Origin of the sequence: Stenotrophomonas chelatiphaga (assembly GCF_001431535.1) — a bacterium.
Taxonomy (GTDB): domain Bacteria; phylum Pseudomonadota; class Gammaproteobacteria; order Xanthomonadales; family Xanthomonadaceae; genus Stenotrophomonas; species Stenotrophomonas chelatiphaga.
Genome location: NZ_LDJK01000041.1, coordinates 1 through 17,123, shown reverse-complemented (window position 1 = coordinate 17,123; position 17,123 = coordinate 1). Strand labels below are relative to the sequence as shown.

The window sequence follows — 17,123 nt, the reverse complement described above, 5'->3', positions numbered from 1 at the left end:
GCGGGGGCGTTGAGCGCCATGGATGGCGCGAAACGAGGCCCGCATGGATGCGGCCCTTGCCGTCCCCCGCCAACCCACCCCGTCCCGCCCAACCAGCCGCCCTGCAGCTTTTGCCGTTGCCGTTGCCGTTGCCGTTGCCTTCGCTTCTGCCCGCGCGGCAAGCGCACCCAATCCCCATAACGAAAAAAGCGACCCCGTTTCCGGAGTCGCTTGTTCGTCTTGGTAGCGGGGGCAGGATTTGAACCTGCGACCTTCGGGTTATGAGCCCGACGAGCTGCCAGACTGCTCCACCCCGCATCAGAAGTGGTTGAATTGCTGCCCCGCGAGGGAGGCCTCTTGCAACGATGTTCTGGCAGAACCGTTGCAGTCACAACTCAGGAAACGAATATTACACTAATTGTGCAGCTTTGTATCGTTTTTCAGGAAATATGTGCAAATGCCTGCTGGCACCACACCATGATCGGGTTCCACGCCAGGCCCAGGGCCAGCAGCGCCAGCGCGTTCACGCCCAGCACCACGCCCAGCACGCGGTCGTTGTTGCGCGGCAGCGGCTCGCCCACCGGCTCATCGAAGTACATGACCTTGATCACGCGCAGGTAGTAGAACGCACCGATCACCGCGCACAGCACGCCCAGGATCGCCAGCCACAGCATGCCGCCGTTGACCGCCGCGCCCAGCACTGCCAGCTTGGTCCAGAAGCCCAGGAACGGCGGAATGCCCGCCATCGACGCCATGATGCACAGGATCAGCGCCGCCATCCACGGATTACGCGCGTTCAGGCCCTTGTAGTCGTTGATGTTCTCGGCTTCGAAGCCATTGCGCGACATCGCGATGATCGCGCCGAAGCCGGCGGTCGACATGATCGCGTAGCTCAGCGCGTAGAACAGCGCAGCCGAATAGCCCTGCTGGCCACCACCGGCGATGCCCATCAGCAGGAAGCCGATGTGCGAAACCGTGGAGAAGGCCAGCATGCGCTTCAGGTTGTGCTGGGCGATCGCCATCAGGTTGCCGATCACCAGCGACAGCGCGGCCAGGCCACCGATCAGGATCTTCCACTCATCCGACAGCGGACCCACGCCGACTTCCAGCAGGCGGTAGGCCATGCCGAACGCGGCCAGCTTCGGAGCCGAGCTGATGAACAGCGCAACCGGTGCCGGTGCACCCTGGTACACGTCCGGCAGCCACATGTGGAACGGGGCAGCACCGAGCTTGAAGGCCACGCCGGCGATCATGAACACCGCGCCGGTCAGCAGCAGCATGCGCTCTTCCGACTGCGGGATGGCCGCGTTGATCACGTCCAGGTGCAGCGAACCGGTCGCGCCGTAGATCAGCGACATGCCATACAGCAGCAGGCCGGAGGCCAGCGAACCCAGCACGATGTACTTCATCGCCGCTTCCGACGCCAGGCCGTTGTCACGGTTGCTGGCGACCAACGCGTAGGAGCACAGCGCCAGCAGTTCCAGGCCCAGGTAGACCATCAGCAGGCTGCCGGCGGACACCAGGATCATCATGCCGGCGGTGGCGAACAGCACCAGCACCGGGATCTCGCCCTGGAACAGGTCGCGTTCGCGCAGGTAGCTCCAGCCGTACACCAGGCTCAGCCCGCTGCACAGCACGATCACCACCTTCATCACGTCGGCAGCGGTGTCACGCACGAACATGCCGTGGAAGACCTCCCCCTGCCCGCCCGTGCCGGTGGCCAGCATGACCAGCACCACCGCCAGCGCGGCGAGCGAGAACAGATGGGTGATCAGCTTGTTCTGCTTGCTGACGAACAGATCGAGGATCATCAGGGCGAAGGCGCTCGCGACCAGCACCAGCTCGGGAGCGAGCGGGGGCAGGTCAGCAGCGGTCAGTGGCAGCAACGGCGAGGTGGTCATTATCAAATCCTGGAATCAGTTCGCTCGGCAGGCCGATCAGAGCAATTTGCTGGAAGCAATCTGCATCGCCAGCTTGGCGATCGACGGCTCCATCAGGTCGGTCAGCGGCTTGGGGTAGATGCCCAGGGCCAGTACGCCAATGGCGAACACGCCCAGCACCAGCCACTCGCGGCCGTTGATGTCCTTCAGTTCGGCGACGTGGGCGTTGGCCACTTCACCGAAGAAGATGCGCTTGTACAGCCACAGCGTGTAGGCGGCGCCGATGATCAGGGTGGTGGCAGCGCCCAGTGCGATCCACGGATTACGCTGGAAGGCGGCCATGATGACCATGAATTCGCCTGCGAAACCGGAGGTACCCGGCAGGCCGGCGTTGGCCATGAAGAACAGCATCGCGAAGGTGGCGAACCACGGCATCACGTTGACCACGCCGCCGTAATCGGCGATGCGGCGGCTGTGCATGCGGTCGTACAGCACGCCCACGCAGGAGAACATCGCACCGGACACGAAGCCGTGCGAGATCATCTGCACCATCGCACCCTGCAGGCCCAGGCGGGCGGCGTCGGCATTGCCGGCCTCACGCACCAGCCACAGGGCAATGAAGGTACCCAGGGTGACGAAGCCCATGTGTGCGATCGACGAATAGGCGATCAGCTTCTTCATGTCGTCCTGCACCAGCGCAACCAGGCCGACGTAGATCACCGCGATCAGCGAGAGCGCGATCACCAGCCATGCCCATTCCTGCGACGCGTCCGGGACGATCGGCAGGTTGAAGCGCAGGAAGCCGTAGCCACCGATCTTCAGGGCGATGGCGGCCAGGATCACCGAACCGGCGGTCGGGGCTTCCACGTGGGCGTCCGGCAGCCAGGTGTGCACCGGGAACATCGGCACCTTGACCGCGAAGGCGATCAGGAAGGCGAAGAAGATCCAGGTCTGCTCGGTGGCGGTCAGCTGCAGCGCGTACAGGTCGGCCAGCTGGAAGCTGCCGCCCTTCAGGTACAGGTAGACCAGGGCCACCAGCATCAGCACCGAGCCGAGGAAGGTGTACAGGAAGAACTTCAGCGCGGCGTAGATGCGGCGCGGGCCGCCCCAGACACCGATGATCAGGAACATCGGGATCAGCATCGCTTCGAAGAACACGTAGAACAGCATCGCGTCGGTGGCAGCGAAGATGCCGACGGTGACGCCTTCCAGGATCAGGAAGGCCGCCACGTACTGGTTCACGCGCTTGTCGATGGCGCTCCAGGCGCCGATCAGCGCGAGCACGCTGACCAGCGTGGTCAGGGCGATCAGCGCGATGGCGATGCCGTCCACGCCCAGGTTGTAACCGATGTCGTAGGCCGGGATCCAGGCACGGGTTTCGACGAACTGCAGCGCGTCGATGCCCGGGTCGTAACCGGTGAGCAGCGGGATGCTCAGGGCGAAGGTCAGCAGCGCGACACCCAGCGACGCCCAGCGGGCGGTCTGCGCATCACGGATGGCAAGGACCAGGGCGCCACCGATGATCGGCAGCCAGATGAGGACACTAAGTAGGGGCCAGTTCGACACGTTTTCTTATTCCGTACAGGTCATCAACGCAGGTAATGCATCAGCAGGCCCAGGAGGGCAATCAGGCCGATGATCATCGCGAAGGCGTAGTGATAGAGGAAACCGGATTGGGTACGACGCAGCACATTGGCTGCCACGTCCGCCCCACGTGCGACCAGGTTGACGGTGCCGTCGACGATGTTCGTGTCGAGCCAGCGTGCCACCCTGCCCAGCTTGACGCTGCCGCCGGCAAAGCCGTCGATCCACAGCTTGTCCATGCCGTACTTGTTTTCCAGCACCGAAACGACCGGCGCGAAGGTCCTGCGTGCGCGGCCCGACAGGTCCGGCTTCCACAGGTAGAAGATCACGGCGAGCAGGAAGCCGGCCACGGTCAGGAAGAACGGCGGCAGGGTCATGCCGTGCAGCGCGAACTGCACCGGACCATGGAAGTGCTCGCTCAGGAAGCCCACGGTGTTCTTGGCCGGATCGTAGAAGTCCACGATGCCGGTGAAGAAGTTGGTGGCCTGGCCCTTGACGCCTTCATGCGCGTGATGACCTGCCCAGTCGGTGCCATGCAGCATCGGACCGATGCTGAAGAAACCGATGATGATCGACGGGATCGCCAGCAGGATCAGCGGCAGCGTCACCACCCACGGGGTTTCATGCGGCTCGTGCGGACCATGGCCGTGGCCGTGGTCGTCGTGGCCGGCATGCGCATCAGCGTGGTACGCATCGGCGGCATAGGCATGGTCGTCATGCGCATGCGCATCGTGGCCATGGCCGTGGTCGTCATGCGCCACGTCACGGAAGCGTTCCTTGCCGTGGAAGGTCATGAACAGCAGGCGGAAGCTGTAGAAGCTGGTCACCAGCACGCCACCGAGCACGGCCCAGTAGGCATAGGTCGCGACCCAGCTGCTGGACATGTGCGCGTGGATTTCGGCCGCCTCGATGATGGTGTCCTTCGAGTAGAAGCCGGAGAAGAACGGGGTGCCGACCAGGGCCAGCGTACCGATCCACATGGTGATGAAGGTGATCGGCATGTACTTGCGCAGGCCGCCCATCTTGCGCATGTCCTGCTCGTGGTGCATGGCGATGATCACCGAGCCCGCGCCGAGGAACAGCAGCGCCTTGAAGAAGGCGTGGGTCATCAGGTGGAACACCGCGGCCGAATACGCCGAGACGCCCAGCGCGACGGTCATGTAGCCCAGCTGGGACAGCGTGGAGTACGCGACGACGCGCTTGATGTCGTTCTGCACGATACCGATCAGGCCGGTGAAGAACGCGGTGGTGGCACCGATGAACAGCACGAAGTTCAGCGCGGTCGGCGACAGCTCGAACAGCGGCGACATGCGGGTCACCATGAAGATGCCGGCGGTGACCATGGTCGCGGCGTGGATCAGCGCCGAGATCGGGGTCGGGCCTTCCATCGAGTCCGGCAGCCAGACGTGCAGCGGCACCTGGGCGGACTTGCCCATCGCACCGATGAACAGGCAGATGCAGATCACCGTGGCGCTGGCCCAGACCACCGGCTGTTCCAGCACGCCGATGTGCAGGCCGAACAGGTCGATCGAACCGGACCACACCTGGATGGCACCGTTGGCCAGTTCCGGGTCCATGATCTTGGCGAACACGGTGGCGTAGTCCAGGGTGCCGAACACCCACAACACGCCGCCGATACCGAGCAGGAAGCCGAAGTCACCGACACGGTTGACCAGGAAGGCCTTCATGTTGGCGAAGATCGCGGTCGGGCGCTTGAACCAGAAACCGATCAGCAGGTAGGACACCAGGCCCACCGCTTCCCAGCCGAAGAACAGCTGCAGGAAGTTGTTGCTCATCACCAGCGTGAGCATGGAGAAGGTGAACAGCGAGATGTAGCTGAAGAAGCGCTGGTAACCCGGGTCTTCTTCCATGTAACCGATGGTGTAGACGTGCACCAGCAGCGACACGAAGGTCACCACCACCATCATCATCGCGGTCAGTTTGTCGACCATGAAGCCGACGTGTGCCGAGTACTGGCCCACTTCGAAGAAGGTGTACAGGTTTTCGTTGAACGGCTGCGCGCCGCCCCACAGCAGCTGGTAGAACGTGTACATCGACAGGGCGCAGCTGACTGCCACGCCGAGGATGGTGATGGTCTGCGCGCCGAGGCGCCCGACCTGACGACCGAACAGGCCGGCGATGATGCTGCCGAACAGCGGTGCAAGCACCACTGCGATCAACAGACTCTTGGCGAGTGTGATTTCCATCTGTTAATCAGCCCTTCAACGAATCGACTTCGCCGACATTGATCGTTCGACGTGTACGGAACAGGGTCACCAGGATCGCCAGGCCGATGGCGGCCTCGGCAGCGGCGACGGTCAGGATGAAGAACACGAACAGCTGTCCGGCCGTGTCACCCAGTTCGCGCGAGAACCCGACGAAATTGATGTTCACCGACAGCAGCATCAGTTCGATGGACATCAGCAGGACGATGACGTTCTTCCGGTTGAGGAAGATGCCGGCCAGGCTGATGCAGAACAGCACCGCGCCCAGCGCCAGGATGTGGCCCAACGTGATCATGGCTTGGTCTCCTCGCCGGCGGCCGGCACATCGACGGCGGCCTTGGTGTTGCTGTGCACGAACGGCTGTTCGGCGTTCATCTTGACCACCGTCAGGCGGTCACGCGACTTGACCATGGTCTGCTCGCCCGGATTCTGCGTCTTCAGGCCGGTGCGGTGACGCAGGGTCAGCATGACCGCAGCGACCACCGCGACGGTCAGGATGACCGCGGCGAACTCGAACGGCAGCAGGTACTCGGTGAACAGGCTGCGCGCCAGCCAGGTGATGTTGGAGGTGTCGGCAGCCAGCGCGGCGGCGTTGTCGGCCGGGAACGGGTTGACCGCCCTGCCCCGCACGCCGATCAGGGTGACGATCTGCACCAGCATCACCACCGCGACGACCAGTCCGACCGGCAGGTAACGCACCCAGCCTTCGCGCAGGTTGTCGGTGTCGATGTCCAGCATCATCACCACGAACAGGAACAGCACCATCACCGCGCCGACATACACCAGCACCAGGGCCACGCCGAGGAACTCAGCGCCGACCAGGATCCAGATGCAGGCCACGGAGAAGAAGGTCAGCACCAGGCAGAGCACGGCGTTGACCGGGCTGCGCGCACTGATCACCGCCGCGGCCGAAACACCGGCTGCGATGGCGAAAACCCAGAAAGCGATATTTACCCAATCCATGTCTCGACCTCAGCGGTAAGCAGCGTCGGCGGCACGGCGCTCGGCGATTTCGGTTTCAAGCCGATCACCCAGGGCCAGCAGCTGCGGCTTGGTAACGATGTTTTCGCCACGATTCTCGAAGTGGTACTCGAGGATGTGGGTCTCGACGATCGAGTCCACCGGGCAGCTTTCTTCGCAGAAGCCACAGAAGATGCACTTGAACAGATCGATGTCGTAGCGCGTGGTGCGGCGGGTGCCGTCCTCGCGCTTGGCCGAATCGATGGTGATGGCCAGTGCCGGGCAGACCGCCTCGCACAGCTTGCAGGCGATGCAGCGCTCTTCACCGTTGGGGTAACGGCGCAGGGCGTGCAGGCCGCGGAAGCGCGGGGACTGCGGGAACTTTTCCATCGGGTACATCATGGTGTACTTCGGCTTGAAGCTGTACTTCAGCGTCAGCCACAGACCGGCCAACAGCTCCAGCAGCAACAGGCTCTTGAAGTAATGGGTAATCCTGTTCATTACGTTAGACACCCTTTTGAATCACGCCGAAGAACACCATCACGGCGGTAACCGCGATCCAGAAGATGGTGAGCGGGATGAAGACCTTCCAGCCCAGTCGCATGATCTGGTCATAGCGGAAGCGCGGGAAGCTGGCACGGAACCAGATGTAGGCGCTGGCGAAGAAGAAGACCTTGACGAACAGCCACGGCCAGCCACCGTTCCAGATCCAGTCGATGAACGGCGAGATCGCGCCCGGATTCACCCAGCCCTGGATCGGGCTCAACCAGCCACCGAGGAAGAAGATCGAGATCAGGAAGCTGATCAGGATCATGTTCGCGTATTCGGCCAGGAAGAACAGCGCGAAGGCACCGCCGGAGTATTCCACCATGTGGCCGGCGACGATTTCCGATTCGCCTTCCACCACGTCGAACGGCGCGCGGTTGGTTTCGGCCACGCCGGACACCCAGTACACGACGAACAGCGGGAACAGCGGCAGCAGGAACCAGTCGAAGAAGCCGGAGTTGCCCGCCTGCGCCATGACGATGCCGGTCAGGTTCAGGCTGCCCGAGGCGATCATCACACCGACCAGGGCAAAGCCCATCGCGATTTCGTAGCTGATCATCTGCGCCGAGGCGCGCATCGCACCCAGGAAGGCGTACTTCGAGTTGGATGCCCAGCCGGCCAGGATGATGCCGTACACACCCAGCGAGGTCATCGCCAGCAGGTACAACAGGCCGGCATTGGCATTGGACAGCACCAGCTGGGCGTCGAAGGGCACCACCGACCAGGCCGCGAAGGCCGGTGCCAGGGTGATCAACGGCGCCAGCAGGAACAGCACCTTGTGTGCGTTGGCCGGCTGCAGCACTTCCTTGAACAGCAGCTTGAAGACGTCGGCGAAGGCCTGGAAGATGCCCATGCCCACGTACATCGGGCCGTGGCGCACGTGCATCCAGCCGATCAGCTTGCGCTCCCAGACCACGTAGAAGGCCACCGAGATGATCACCGGCATGGTGATCACCAGGATCTTCAGGATGATCCACAGCAGGGCGCCGATTTCACCAAGGCCAAGCAGCCACTGGTGCAGCGGGTCCACTGCGTTCAACAGCAATTCGTTCATGCAGCCACCACCGTTACGCGTGCGGCGCCCAGCGGTGCGGTTGCACCGTGGCCCGATTCAATCCAGACCGAACCCGCGGCGACGCGGGCGTCGACCACCACCGGCAGCGTGGCGCGACCGGCATCGGTGCCGACCTTGGCCATCTGGCCTTCCTGCAGCTGCAGGCGGGCGGCGTCTTCGGCATTGAGCACGATGCGCGGGGCCGTGTTGAGCGGATGCGACTGCAGCGCCGGTGCACGGCGGACCACCGCGTCGGTGCGGTAAATCGCAGCGGTCGAAGCCACTTCCAGGCCTTCGCTGGCAACGGCAGCGGCCGCCGAGGCAGCAACGGTCACGCTCACCGGCGCCAGACTGGCGCGCAGGCCGGCCAGGTCGGTGAACTCGAAACCAGCCAGCGCCATTTCGCCACCCAGGGCACGCAGCACGCGCCAGCCCTCGCGGGCCTCACCCGGCAGCTTGCCGCCGGCACGGGCCGACTGCGAGCGACCATCGAGATTGGTCAGCGTGGCATCGATTTCCGGCAGCGCGCCGATCGGCAGGATCACGTCGGCGACATCGCGGGTCGAAGCGCAGGCGAACTGGCTGAAGGCCACCACCTGGGCACCGGCCAGCGCCTTGCGGGCGGCGGGGGCGTCGGCGAAATCCAGGCCCGGCTCAAGGCCGTAGACCACGTAGGCCTGGCGCGGCTGGGCCAGCATGCCGGCCACGTCCTTGCCGGCCGGCAGCACGCCGGCGCGGGTCAGGCCGATGGCATTGGCGCCCTGCGGGATACGGCACAGCTTGGCACCGGTTGCAGCGGCGAAGTCACGCGCAGCGGCGCGGATCGCGGCGGCCTGCGGGTGGTTTTCGGCGATGCCACCGACGATCAGCACGGTGTTGCGACCGCCCTGCACCGCCGAACGCAGGTCTGCGTTTTCCAGCGCGCCGGCGAAGGTCGACGGAGCGACGATCTGCTTGCTGGCGATGCTGAAGGCGAAGTCGAAGTCGACCGGGTTGACCACGTGGATCTTCGCGCCGTTGCTGGTCTGCGCCTTGCGCAGGCGGGCATGCAGCAGCGGAAGTTCATGGCGGATGTTGCTGCCCAGCACCACGACCTGGTCGGCGCCTTCGATTTCGGCCAGCGGCAGCCCGAACACTTCGGCGGTCGCCGCGTCGGAGAAGTCGCGGTTGTTGATGCGGTGGTCGATGTGGGTCGAACCCAGGCCCGACGCCAGGCGGGCCAGCAGTGCGCCCTCCTCGTTCGAGGTCGACGGGTGCACCAGCACGCCCAGCGCGTCGCCCTGGTTGGCCTTGAGGATGTCGGCGGCAGCGGCCAGGCCTTCGGCCCAGCTCACTTCCTTCCACTCGCCATTGACCTTGCGCAGCGGCTTGACCGCACGGTCTTCGCTGTACAGGCCCTGGTGCGAGTAGCGGTCACGATCGGACAGCCAGCATTCGTTGACCAGCTCGTTGTCGCGCGGCACGGTGCGCAGCACTTCGCCGCGACGCACGTGCAGGAACAGGTTCGAGCCCATCGCATCGTGGTAACCCAGCGATTCGCGCGCGGTCAGTTCCCACGGACGGGCGCGGAACTGGAACACCTTGTTGGTCAGCGCGCCGACCGGGCAGACATCGACCACGTTGCCGGACAGTTCGGTGGTCAACGGCTTGCCGTCGTAGGTACCGATCTGCAGGTTCTCGCCGCGGTACATGCCACCCAGTTCATAGGTACCGGCCACGTCGGCGGTGAAGCGGACACAGCGGGTGCACTGGATGCAGCGGGTCATTTCGGTGGCCACCAGCGGCCCCATGTCCTCATCCACAACCACGCGCTTGCGCTCGTTGAAGCGGCTGACCGAACGGCCATAGCCGAGCGACACGTCCTGCAGTTCGCACTCGCCGCCCTGGTCGCAGACCGGGCAGTCCAGCGGATGGTTGATGAGCAGGAACTCCATCACCGAACGCTGGAACTTGAGTGCCTTTTCGCTGCGGGTGGCGACCTTCATGCCATCCATCACCGGGGTCGCGCAGGCAGGCGCCGGCTTCGGCGACTTCTCCACGTCCACCAGGCACATGCGGCAGTTGGCGGCGATCGGCAGCTTCTCGTGGTAGCAGAAGCGCGGGATCGGGATGCCGGCCTTGTCGGCGGCCTGGATGATCATCGAGCCCTTCGGCACGACCAGCGACTGGCCGTCGATTTCGACGGTGACGTGGTCCGGTGGCACGTTGGGACTTACGGGTTGCGCGCTCATGCGGCAGCAGCCTCCACCTTCTTGCCGTCAACCATCGAATGACCGTTGACGATGTAGTACTCGAATTCGTCCCAGAACTGGCGCAGGAACCCTTGGATGGGCCATGCCGCCGCTTCACCGAACGCACAGATGGTGTGGCCTTCGATCTGGCCGGCCACGGCCTTCAGCTGGTGCAGGTCTTCCATCGTGGCCTTGCCGGCGACGATGCGCTCCAGCACCCGGTGCATCCAGCCGGTACCTTCACGGCACGGCGTGCACTGGCCACAGGATTCCTTGTGGAAGAACTGGCTGATGCGGCAGGCGAACTTGACGCAGCACACGCTGTCGTCCAGCACCACGATGGCGCCCGACCCCAGCCCGGTGCCGAGGGCACGCAGGGTGTCGTAGTCCATCTGCAGGCCCTTCAGCTCTTCGGCCTTCAGCACCGGCATCGACACGCCGCCCGGGACGGCGCCCTTCAGCGTGCGGCCCGGCTTCAGGCCACCGGCCATTTCCAGCAGGTCGTCGAAGGTGGTGCCCAGCGGCACTTCGAAGTTGCCGCCCTGCTGCACGCAGCCGGACACCGAGAAGATCTTCGGACCGCCGTTCTTGGTCAGCGACAGGCCCTGGAACCATTCCGGTCCATTGCGGATGATCGCCGGCACCGAGGCATAGGTCTCGGTGTTGTTGATGGTGCTGGGCTTGCCGTACAGGCCGAAGTTCGCCGGGAACGGCGGCTTGTAGCGCGGCTGGCCCTTCTTGCCTTCCAGCGATTCCATCAGCGCGGTTTCTTCGCCGCAGATGTAGGCGCCGGCGCCCAGCGCACCGTAGATGTCGATGTCCACGCCGCTGCCGAGGATGTCCTTGCCCAGCCAGCCGTTGGCGTACGCGTCGGCCAGGGCCTGTTCGAAGTTCTCGAACGGCTCGTGGTGGAACTCGCCGCGCAGGTAGTTGTAGCCCACGGTGCTGCCGGTGGCGTAGCAGGCGATCGCCATGCCTTCCACCACCGAATGCGGGTTGTAACGCAGGATGTCGCGGTCCTTGCAGGTACCCGGCTCGGATTCATCCGAATTGCACAGGATGTACTTCTGCATCGTGCCCTTGGGCATGAAGGACCACTTCAGGCCGGTCGGAAAACCGGCGCCGCCACGGCCGCGCAGGTTGGACTGCTTGACCATCTCGATGACCTGCTCCGGCGAGATCTTCTCTTCGAGGATCTTGCGCAGGGCGGCATAGCCACCGGTCTTGAGGTAGCTTTCATACGACCACGGAGTGTCGTAATGCAGGGTGGTGTAGACCACCTGGTGCGGCAACGGTGCGGGACCGACCGGACCACTGGGTGCGTGATGATGTGCCATGGCTTACTCCAACCCGTCCAGCAGCTCGTCGACTTTCTCGACGGTCAGGCGCTCGTGGTAATGGCCGTTGATGACCATCATCGGTGCACCGGCACAACCAGCCAGGCACTCTTCTTCGCGCTTGAGGTAGATACGACCGTCCGCGGTGGACTGGCCGGTGCGGCAACCGAGCTTCTTCTCGGCGTGCGCGACCAGGTCTTCGGCACCGTTCAACCAGCAGCTGATGTTGGTGCAGAACGCCACGTTGTGGCGGCCCACCTTTTCCAGCTCGAACATCGAGTAGAAGCTGGCGACCTCGTAGGCCCACACCGGCGGCAGGTCCAGGTACTTGGCCACGCCGGCGATCAGCTCGTCGGTCAGCCAGCCTGCGTTCTGTTCCTGCGCAGCGTGCAGGCCCTGCAGCACGGCCGAGCGCTTGCGGTCCGGCGGGAACTTGGACAGCCAGTGATCGATGTGAGCACGGGTCTTGTCGCTCAGCACCACCATCGGATCGACGTCGCGCGCCGCCTCGAAATTACCTGTCGCCTTCATCGGCCGACCTCAGCGAAATGCATGTCTTGGAATTCCATATGCTGCGGCGCCGGCTTGCGCCGGCTGCCTGCAGGAAAGAGGGTCAGGTCGGCCGGATTCACCGGTCGACCTCGCCGAACACCAGGTCGTAGGTACCGATCATCGCCACCACGTCGGCCAGCATGTGGCCGCGCACGATCGAATCGATCGAGGACAGGTGGGCGAAGCCCGGCGCACGCAGGTGCACGCGGAACGGCTTGTTGGCACCGTCGGACATCAGGTAGCAGCCAAACTCACCCTTCGGCGCTTCGACGGCGGCGTAGGTTTCACCGGCCGGCACGCAGTAGCCTTCACTGAACAGCTTGAAGTGGTGGATCAGCGCTTCCATGTCGTCCTTCATCGCCTCGCGGCTCGGCGGCGCGACCTTGAAGTTGTTGACGATCACCGGACCCGGGTTGGCCTTCAGCCACGCCACGCACTGCTTGATGATGCGGTTGGACTCGCGCATTTCGGCCACGCGGCACAGGTAGCGGTCATAGCAGTCGCCTTCCTTGCCCAGCGGAATGTCGAAATCGACCGCATCGTACTTAGCGTACGGACGCTTCTTGCGCAGGTCCCAGGCAACGCCGGAGCCGCGCAGCATCACGCCGGTCATGCCCCACTGGTGGGCCAGTTCCGGCGACACCACGCCGATGCCGACGGTACGCTGCTTCCAGATGCGGTTGTCGGTGAGCAGGGTTTCGTACTCGTCGACGCGACCGGGGAATTCGTTGGTGAAATTCTCGATGAAATCGAGCAGCGAGCCTTCGCGCGATGCATTCAGCTGCTTGAGGGCATTGCCCTTGTGCCAGCGCGATTCCTTGTACTTCGGCATGTGGTCCGGCAGGTCGCGGTAGACGCCGCCCGGACGGTAGTACGCCGCGTGCATGCGAGCGCCGGACACTGCCTCGTAGCAGTCCATCAGCTCTTCGCGTTCACGGAAGGCGTACAGCATCACTGCCATCGCGCCCAGATCGAGCGCGTTGGAACCCAGCCACATCAGGTGGTTCAGGATGCGGGTGATTTCGTCGAACATGGTGCGGATGTACTGCGCACGCTCCGGCGCTTCGATCCCCATCAGGGTCTCGATGGCGCGCACGTAGGCGTGCTCGTTGCACATCATCGACACGTAATCCAGGCGGTCCATGTAACCGATGGACTGGTTGAACGGCTTGGACTCGGCGAGCTTTTCGGTACCACGGTGCAGCAGGCCGACATGCGGATCGGCACGCATGATGGTTTCGCCGTCCATTTCCAGGATCAGGCGCAGCACACCGTGCGCGGCCGGATGCTGCGGGCCGAAATTCATCGTGTAGTTGCGGATTTCCTGCCGGCTTTCGGCGGCATTGCTGGCGAAGGCGGAATGCGCCTGTTCGACCGGCTTGATCACTTCAGCACTCACTTCATTGCCTCCTGCGAACGCTCACCGGCTGCGGTCTGCAGGCGGGCGTCGTCACGGATCACGCGCGGCACGCCGACGCGCGGCTCCACCGAGGTGACCGGCTCATAGACCACGCGCTTCTTCTCTTCGTCGTAACGCACTTCGACGTTGCCGATCAGCGGGAAGTCCTTGCGGAACGGGTGGCCGACGAATCCGTAGTCGGTCAGGATGCGGCGCAGGTCCGGGTGGCCTTCGAAGATCACGCCGAACAGATCGAATGCTTCGCGCTCGAACCAGTTCAGGCCCGGCCACACGTCGGTCAGCGAACGCACGACCGGCAGGCCTTCATTCGGGGCGAAGCAGCGCAGGTGCAGCATCAGGTTGTGCTGGTAGGAACGCAGCTGGGCGACCACGGCGAAACGCTGGGTCGGCATGTGCTGCGGCTGGGCGCCACCGGCATCTTCTTCGCTGGGGAACTCGCCCCAGGCGAAGCGACCGGCGCCCTTGCCTTCGACACCGCGGCTGAAGCCCTGCGAGGACACGTCAGCGGTGTCCCATTCGTCAGAGCCGTAACCGAGATAATCGACGCCGCACAGGTCGACGGATTGCTCGAAACCGAATTCGTCACGCAACGCGAGCGCGGTGGCGTGCCAATCGGAGGCAGGCACTTCCAGCGTCACTTCGCCGCGGGGTTCGACCACGATGACCTTGCCGCTGGTGAAGCGGGCGGAAAGTCGGTCGATGAAGGATGCTTGCTCTGCCATGGGGGCTTGGCGCGCTCTTGTAGTGTGGAAGGGTCAGCGGGCGATGGTCTGCGTACGCCAGATCTTCTTCTGCAGCTGCAGGATCCCGTACACCAGCGCTTCGGCGGTCGGCGGGCAGCCCGGGACATAGATGTCCACCGGCACCACGCGGTCGCAACCGCGGACAACCGAATAGGAATAATGGTAGTAGCCGCCACCGTTGGCGCAGCTGCCCATCGAGATGACCCACTTCGGGTCCGGCATCTGGTCGTAGACCTTGCGCAGCGCCGGGGCCATCTTGTTGACCAGCGTACCGGCCACGATCATCACGTCGGACTGGCGCGGCGACGGGCGGAACACCACGCCGTAACGGTCCAGGTCCAGGCGCGCGGCACCGGCATGCATCATTTCAACGGCACAGCAGGCCAGGCCGAAGGTCATCGGCCACATCGAACCGGTACGGGCCCAGTTCAACAGGGCATCGACGCTGGTGGTGACATAACCCTTGTCCAGCAGCGGATTATCGCCAGCCGGTCGCAGGATGTCGTCAACCCGCCCTTCCGGGCTCGGGTTGTTCATCAGGCCGTCGAGAGTTTGGATCACTCCCATTCCAGCGCTCCCTTCTTCCAGACGTAAATGAAGCCAAGGAACAGCATGCCCACGAACAGGCCCATGGTGACCAGCGAACGCGCGCCGAGCTCCATGAAGACCTGGGTCCAGGGCACGATGAAGATGATTTCCAGATCGAAGACGATGAACTGGATCGCGATCAGGTAATAGCGCACGTCGAACTTCATGCGTGCGTCTTCAAAAGCCTCGAAGCCGCATTCGTACGGCGAGAGCTTCTGCAGATCGGGACGGCGTGGGCCGAGGAATCGTCCAATCAGCATCAGCGTGATGCCGATACCGGTAGCGACGATCAGAAACAGCAGAGACGGCAAATATTCGGCCAGCACAGCGATTCTCTCTTGCCTCTGCCGCCGCGCCTGCAGGCGCTTTGGCATGGGGGAGTGGACGGGACAACGCTACCCGGCGCAGAGCGCGCCGGACGTACCCGCTTTACTTACTAAATGGTGCCCAAGAGGGGACTCGAACCCCTACGACCTAAGTCGCTACCACCTCAAGGTAGTGCGTCTACCAATTCCGCCACCTGGGCTTACGATCACGCTGGACTATCTATCCAGTGCGCGGCGTATTGTAACCGTCTTCAGTCTTTCTGGGAGCCTTCCGGCTGCTTTTCTTCACCAGAATTTGAAGATTCCGCCTGAGCCGGCACAGTCGCGGCCGGAACCGGCTGCTGCGCAGGCTGCTGGACCGGCACCGGGTCTGCCGCCGGCACGCTGGCCGGACGCTCACCCGCCGGAGCCACCGGGACGCTGGCGGCCGGTGCGGCCATCAGGCCGAGGTCCTGCTGCGCGGCCGGGCGGCTGCCGTGGCCGGCGTACCAGGCCATGAACAGGCTGATGCCGAAGAACACCACGGCCAGCCACTTGGTGGACTTGGACATGAAGTTGGACGCGCCGCGCGCGCCGAACACGGTGCCCGAGGCGCCGGCACCAAAGCCCGAACCCGCGGCGGCACCCGAACCACGCTGCATCAGGATCAGCGCGATCATGGCCACAGCGACCAGCACGTAAACGACATTGAGGATCAACATCAGCATCTGGAATCCGTCCTCGGACTACTTCTTCATCAGGTTGCGGCCGCCGCCTGGGCGATGGCCAGAAAATCGGCGGCCACCAACGAGGCGCCGCCTACCAGCCCGCCATCGACGTCGGGCTGTGCGAACAGCTCGGCGGCATTGTCGGGCTTCACGCTGCCACCGTAAAGGATGGTCAGGGAATCGGCGATTCTAGCATCCACCTTGGCCACTTCGCCACGGATGAAGGCATGCACCTGCTGCGCCTGCTCCTTGCTGGCGGTACGGCCGGTGCCAATGGCCCAGACCGGTTCGTAGGCCACCACGGCGTTTTCAAAGCCCTGCCCTCCCACCAAGGCCAGCACCGGGGCCAGCTGGCTGGCGATCACCGCCTCGGTCTGGCCGGCTTCGCGCTGTTCCAGGGTTTCGCCCACGCACAGCACCGGCACCAGGCCGGCGTGCAGCGCGGCGGCGAACTTGCGCGCGACCAGCTCGCTGCTTTCGTGGTGGTACTGGCGGCGTTCGGAATGCCCCACCAGGCCATAACGGGCCCCCACTTCATGCAGCATGCTGGCCGAGACTTCGCCGGTGTAGGCGCCCTTCTCGTTGCTGCTGACGTCCTGGGCGCCGAAGGAAACGGCGGTATCGGCGAAATCATCGGCCAGCTCGCCGAGGTACGGCAGCGGCGGCAGGATCACCAGCTCGACCCCCTGCTCCGGTGCGCCATTGGCGATGTCGGTGACCAGGGTGGTGGCGAACTCACGGGTTCCGTGCAGTTTCCAGTTTCCGGCGACGATCTTGCGGCGCATGGGCGATGGCTCCGTTTCGTATCAGCCGAACATGATAACGAATGAAATTATCCGCCGTTGGGCCGTAATCGGTTACATCTGGTTTGTGGGTAGTCGAGCGGGTGATACCCCCTCGCGGCTGGCTGCTTGCAAGCTGCTGCTGGGGGTGGGCCGGGCGGCGGGGCTGGCCGGGGGACGGCAAGAGCTGCTCCTGCGGGCCTCGTTTC

17 protein-coding genes and 2 tRNA genes are annotated in these 17,123 nt (G+C 64.1%); 1 reads left to right on the top strand and 18 read right to left on the bottom strand.

The genetic code is table 11. The annotated features are described in order from the left end of the window. Positions 1–220 precede the first annotated feature (220 nt). The 18 genes from ABB28_RS09850 to tpiA form a co-directional block, all read right to left on the bottom strand. Positions 221–297, bottom strand: a tRNA-Met gene (locus ABB28_RS09850). Between the two features lie 122 nt (positions 298–419). Then, positions 420–1,880 carry an NADH-quinone oxidoreductase subunit NuoN gene (gene nuoN, locus ABB28_RS09845; protein WP_057508458.1) on the bottom strand — a complete coding sequence of 487 codons (1,461 nt, stop codon included), beginning with the start codon at positions 1,878–1,880 and terminating at the stop codon, positions 420–422. A 36-nt stretch (positions 1,881–1,916) separates the two neighbouring features. Beyond that, the gene (locus ABB28_RS09840; protein ID WP_057508457.1) at positions 1,917–3,425 is read right to left on the bottom strand and encodes an NADH-quinone oxidoreductase subunit M; all 1,509 of its coding nucleotides are present in this window, start codon (positions 3,423–3,425) and stop codon (positions 1,917–1,919) included. A 23-nt stretch (positions 3,426–3,448) separates the two neighbouring features. Beyond that, positions 3,449–5,650, bottom strand: a complete 2,202-nt coding sequence (nuoL, locus tag ABB28_RS09835; RefSeq protein WP_057508456.1) for an NADH-quinone oxidoreductase subunit L — start codon at positions 5,648–5,650, stop codon at positions 3,449–3,451. A 7-nt stretch (positions 5,651–5,657) separates the two neighbouring features. Then, positions 5,658–5,963, bottom strand: coding sequence for an NADH-quinone oxidoreductase subunit NuoK (gene nuoK, locus ABB28_RS09830; protein WP_042614969.1), 306 nt, complete (start codon positions 5,961–5,963; stop codon positions 5,658–5,660). After that, a complete protein-coding gene (locus ABB28_RS09825; protein ID WP_057508455.1) occupies positions 5,960–6,631 on the bottom strand; it encodes an NADH-quinone oxidoreductase subunit J in 672 nt (223 codons plus the stop codon). Before ABB28_RS09825 ends, nuoK begins: the two co-directional genes overlap by 4 nt. A gap of 9 nt (positions 6,632–6,640) precedes the next feature. After that, positions 6,641–7,129: an NADH-quinone oxidoreductase subunit NuoI gene (gene nuoI, locus ABB28_RS09820; RefSeq protein ID WP_042614967.1), complete on the bottom strand. Its 489-nt coding sequence runs from the start codon at positions 7,127–7,129 to the stop codon at positions 6,641–6,643. Between the two features lie 4 nt (positions 7,130–7,133). Beyond that, a complete protein-coding gene (gene nuoH / locus ABB28_RS09815; RefSeq protein WP_057508454.1) occupies positions 7,134–8,228 on the bottom strand; it encodes an NADH-quinone oxidoreductase subunit NuoH in 1,095 nt (364 codons plus the stop codon). Further along, positions 8,225–10,459, bottom strand: coding sequence for an NADH-quinone oxidoreductase subunit NuoG (gene nuoG / locus ABB28_RS09810; RefSeq protein WP_057508453.1), 2,235 nt, complete (start codon positions 10,457–10,459; stop codon positions 8,225–8,227). The genes nuoH and nuoG overlap by 4 nt, the downstream gene beginning before the upstream one ends. Continuing rightward, entirely contained in the window at positions 10,456–11,796 is a 1,341-nt protein-coding gene (nuoF, locus tag ABB28_RS09805; protein ID WP_057508452.1) for an NADH-quinone oxidoreductase subunit NuoF, read from the bottom strand. Before nuoF ends, nuoG begins: the two co-directional genes overlap by 4 nt. A 3-nt stretch (positions 11,797–11,799) precedes the next feature. After that, positions 11,800–12,327 (bottom strand): NADH-quinone oxidoreductase subunit NuoE, encoded by a 528-nt coding sequence (gene nuoE, locus ABB28_RS09800; RefSeq protein ID WP_042614963.1) that lies wholly within the window; start codon positions 12,325–12,327, stop codon positions 11,800–11,802. 97 nt (positions 12,328–12,424) lie between these two features. Continuing rightward, complete coding sequence (locus tag ABB28_RS09795; protein ID WP_057508459.1) at positions 12,425–13,732, bottom strand: NADH-quinone oxidoreductase subunit D; 1,308 nt, start codon at positions 13,730–13,732, stop codon at positions 12,425–12,427. An 11-nt stretch (positions 13,733–13,743) separates the two neighbouring features. Further along, a complete protein-coding gene (locus ABB28_RS09790; RefSeq protein ID WP_057508451.1) occupies positions 13,744–14,490 on the bottom strand; it encodes an NADH-quinone oxidoreductase subunit C in 747 nt (248 codons plus the stop codon). A gap of 33 nt (positions 14,491–14,523) precedes the next feature. Next, on the bottom strand, positions 14,524–15,078 hold the full coding sequence (locus tag ABB28_RS09785) for a NuoB/complex I 20 kDa subunit family protein (RefSeq protein WP_057508450.1): 555 nt from the start codon (positions 15,076–15,078) through the stop codon (positions 14,524–14,526). Continuing rightward, entirely contained in the window at positions 15,069–15,425 is a 357-nt protein-coding gene (locus ABB28_RS09780; protein ID WP_042614960.1) for an NADH-quinone oxidoreductase subunit A, read from the bottom strand. The genes ABB28_RS09785 and ABB28_RS09780 overlap by 10 nt, the downstream gene beginning before the upstream one ends. A 115-nt stretch (positions 15,426–15,540) precedes the next feature. After that, a tRNA-Leu gene (locus ABB28_RS09775) sits at positions 15,541–15,625 on the bottom strand. Positions 15,626–15,676: 51 nt separating this feature from the next. Then, positions 15,677–16,132 carry a preprotein translocase subunit SecG gene (secG, locus tag ABB28_RS09770; protein ID WP_057508449.1) on the bottom strand — a complete coding sequence of 152 codons (456 nt, stop codon included), beginning with the start codon at positions 16,130–16,132 and terminating at the stop codon, positions 15,677–15,679. Positions 16,133–16,161: 29 nt separating this feature from the next. Further along, positions 16,162–16,917, bottom strand: a complete 756-nt coding sequence (gene tpiA / locus ABB28_RS09765) for a triose-phosphate isomerase (RefSeq protein ID WP_057508448.1) — start codon at positions 16,915–16,917, stop codon at positions 16,162–16,164. Between tpiA and ABB28_RS18250 the strand changes: the two genes are divergently transcribed. Beyond that, positions 16,916–17,123, top strand: a 208-nt coding sequence (locus tag ABB28_RS18250) for a hypothetical protein (protein ID WP_211260380.1), incomplete at its 3' end; no start/stop codon positions are given. The genes tpiA and ABB28_RS18250 overlap by 2 nt on opposite strands.

Bases quoted from the DNA above. Each gene is read 5' to 3' on its own strand.
- tpiA (WP_057508448.1), bottom strand. From the start codon at position 16,917: ATGCGCCGCAAGATCGTCGCCGGAAACTGGAAACTGCACGGAACCCGT.
- nuoE (WP_042614963.1), bottom strand. From the start codon at position 12,327: ATGAAGGCGACAGGTAATTTCGAGGCGGCGCGCGACGTCGATCCGATG.
- nuoN (WP_057508458.1), bottom strand. From the start codon at position 1,880: ATGACCACCTCGCCGTTGCTGCCACTGACCGCTGCTGACCTGCCCCCG.
- nuoF (WP_057508452.1), bottom strand. From the start codon at position 11,796: ATGGCACATCATCACGCACCCAGTGGTCCGGTCGGTCCCGCACCGTTG.
- secG (WP_057508449.1), bottom strand. From the start codon at position 16,132: ATGCTGATGTTGATCCTCAATGTCGTTTACGTGCTGGTCGCTGTGGCC.
- ABB28_RS09825 (WP_057508455.1), bottom strand. From the start codon at position 6,631: ATGGATTGGGTAAATATCGCTTTCTGGGTTTTCGCCATCGCAGCCGGT.
- nuoI (WP_042614967.1), bottom strand. From the start codon at position 7,129: ATGAACAGGATTACCCATTACTTCAAGAGCCTGTTGCTGCTGGAGCTG.
- nuoL (WP_057508456.1), bottom strand. From the start codon at position 5,650: ATGGAAATCACACTCGCCAAGAGTCTGTTGATCGCAGTGGTGCTTGCA.
- nuoG (WP_057508453.1), bottom strand. From the start codon at position 10,459: ATGAGCGCGCAACCCGTAAGTCCCAACGTGCCACCGGACCACGTCACC.
- ABB28_RS09785 (WP_057508450.1), bottom strand. From the start codon at position 15,078: ATGGGAGTGATCCAAACTCTCGACGGCCTGATGAACAACCCGAGCCCG.
- nuoK (WP_042614969.1), bottom strand. From the start codon at position 5,963: ATGATCACGTTGGGCCACATCCTGGCGCTGGGCGCGGTGCTGTTCTGC.
- nuoH (WP_057508454.1), bottom strand. From the start codon at position 8,228: ATGAACGAATTGCTGTTGAACGCAGTGGACCCGCTGCACCAGTGGCTG.
- ABB28_RS09790 (WP_057508451.1), bottom strand. From the start codon at position 14,490: ATGGCAGAGCAAGCATCCTTCATCGACCGACTTTCCGCCCGCTTCACC.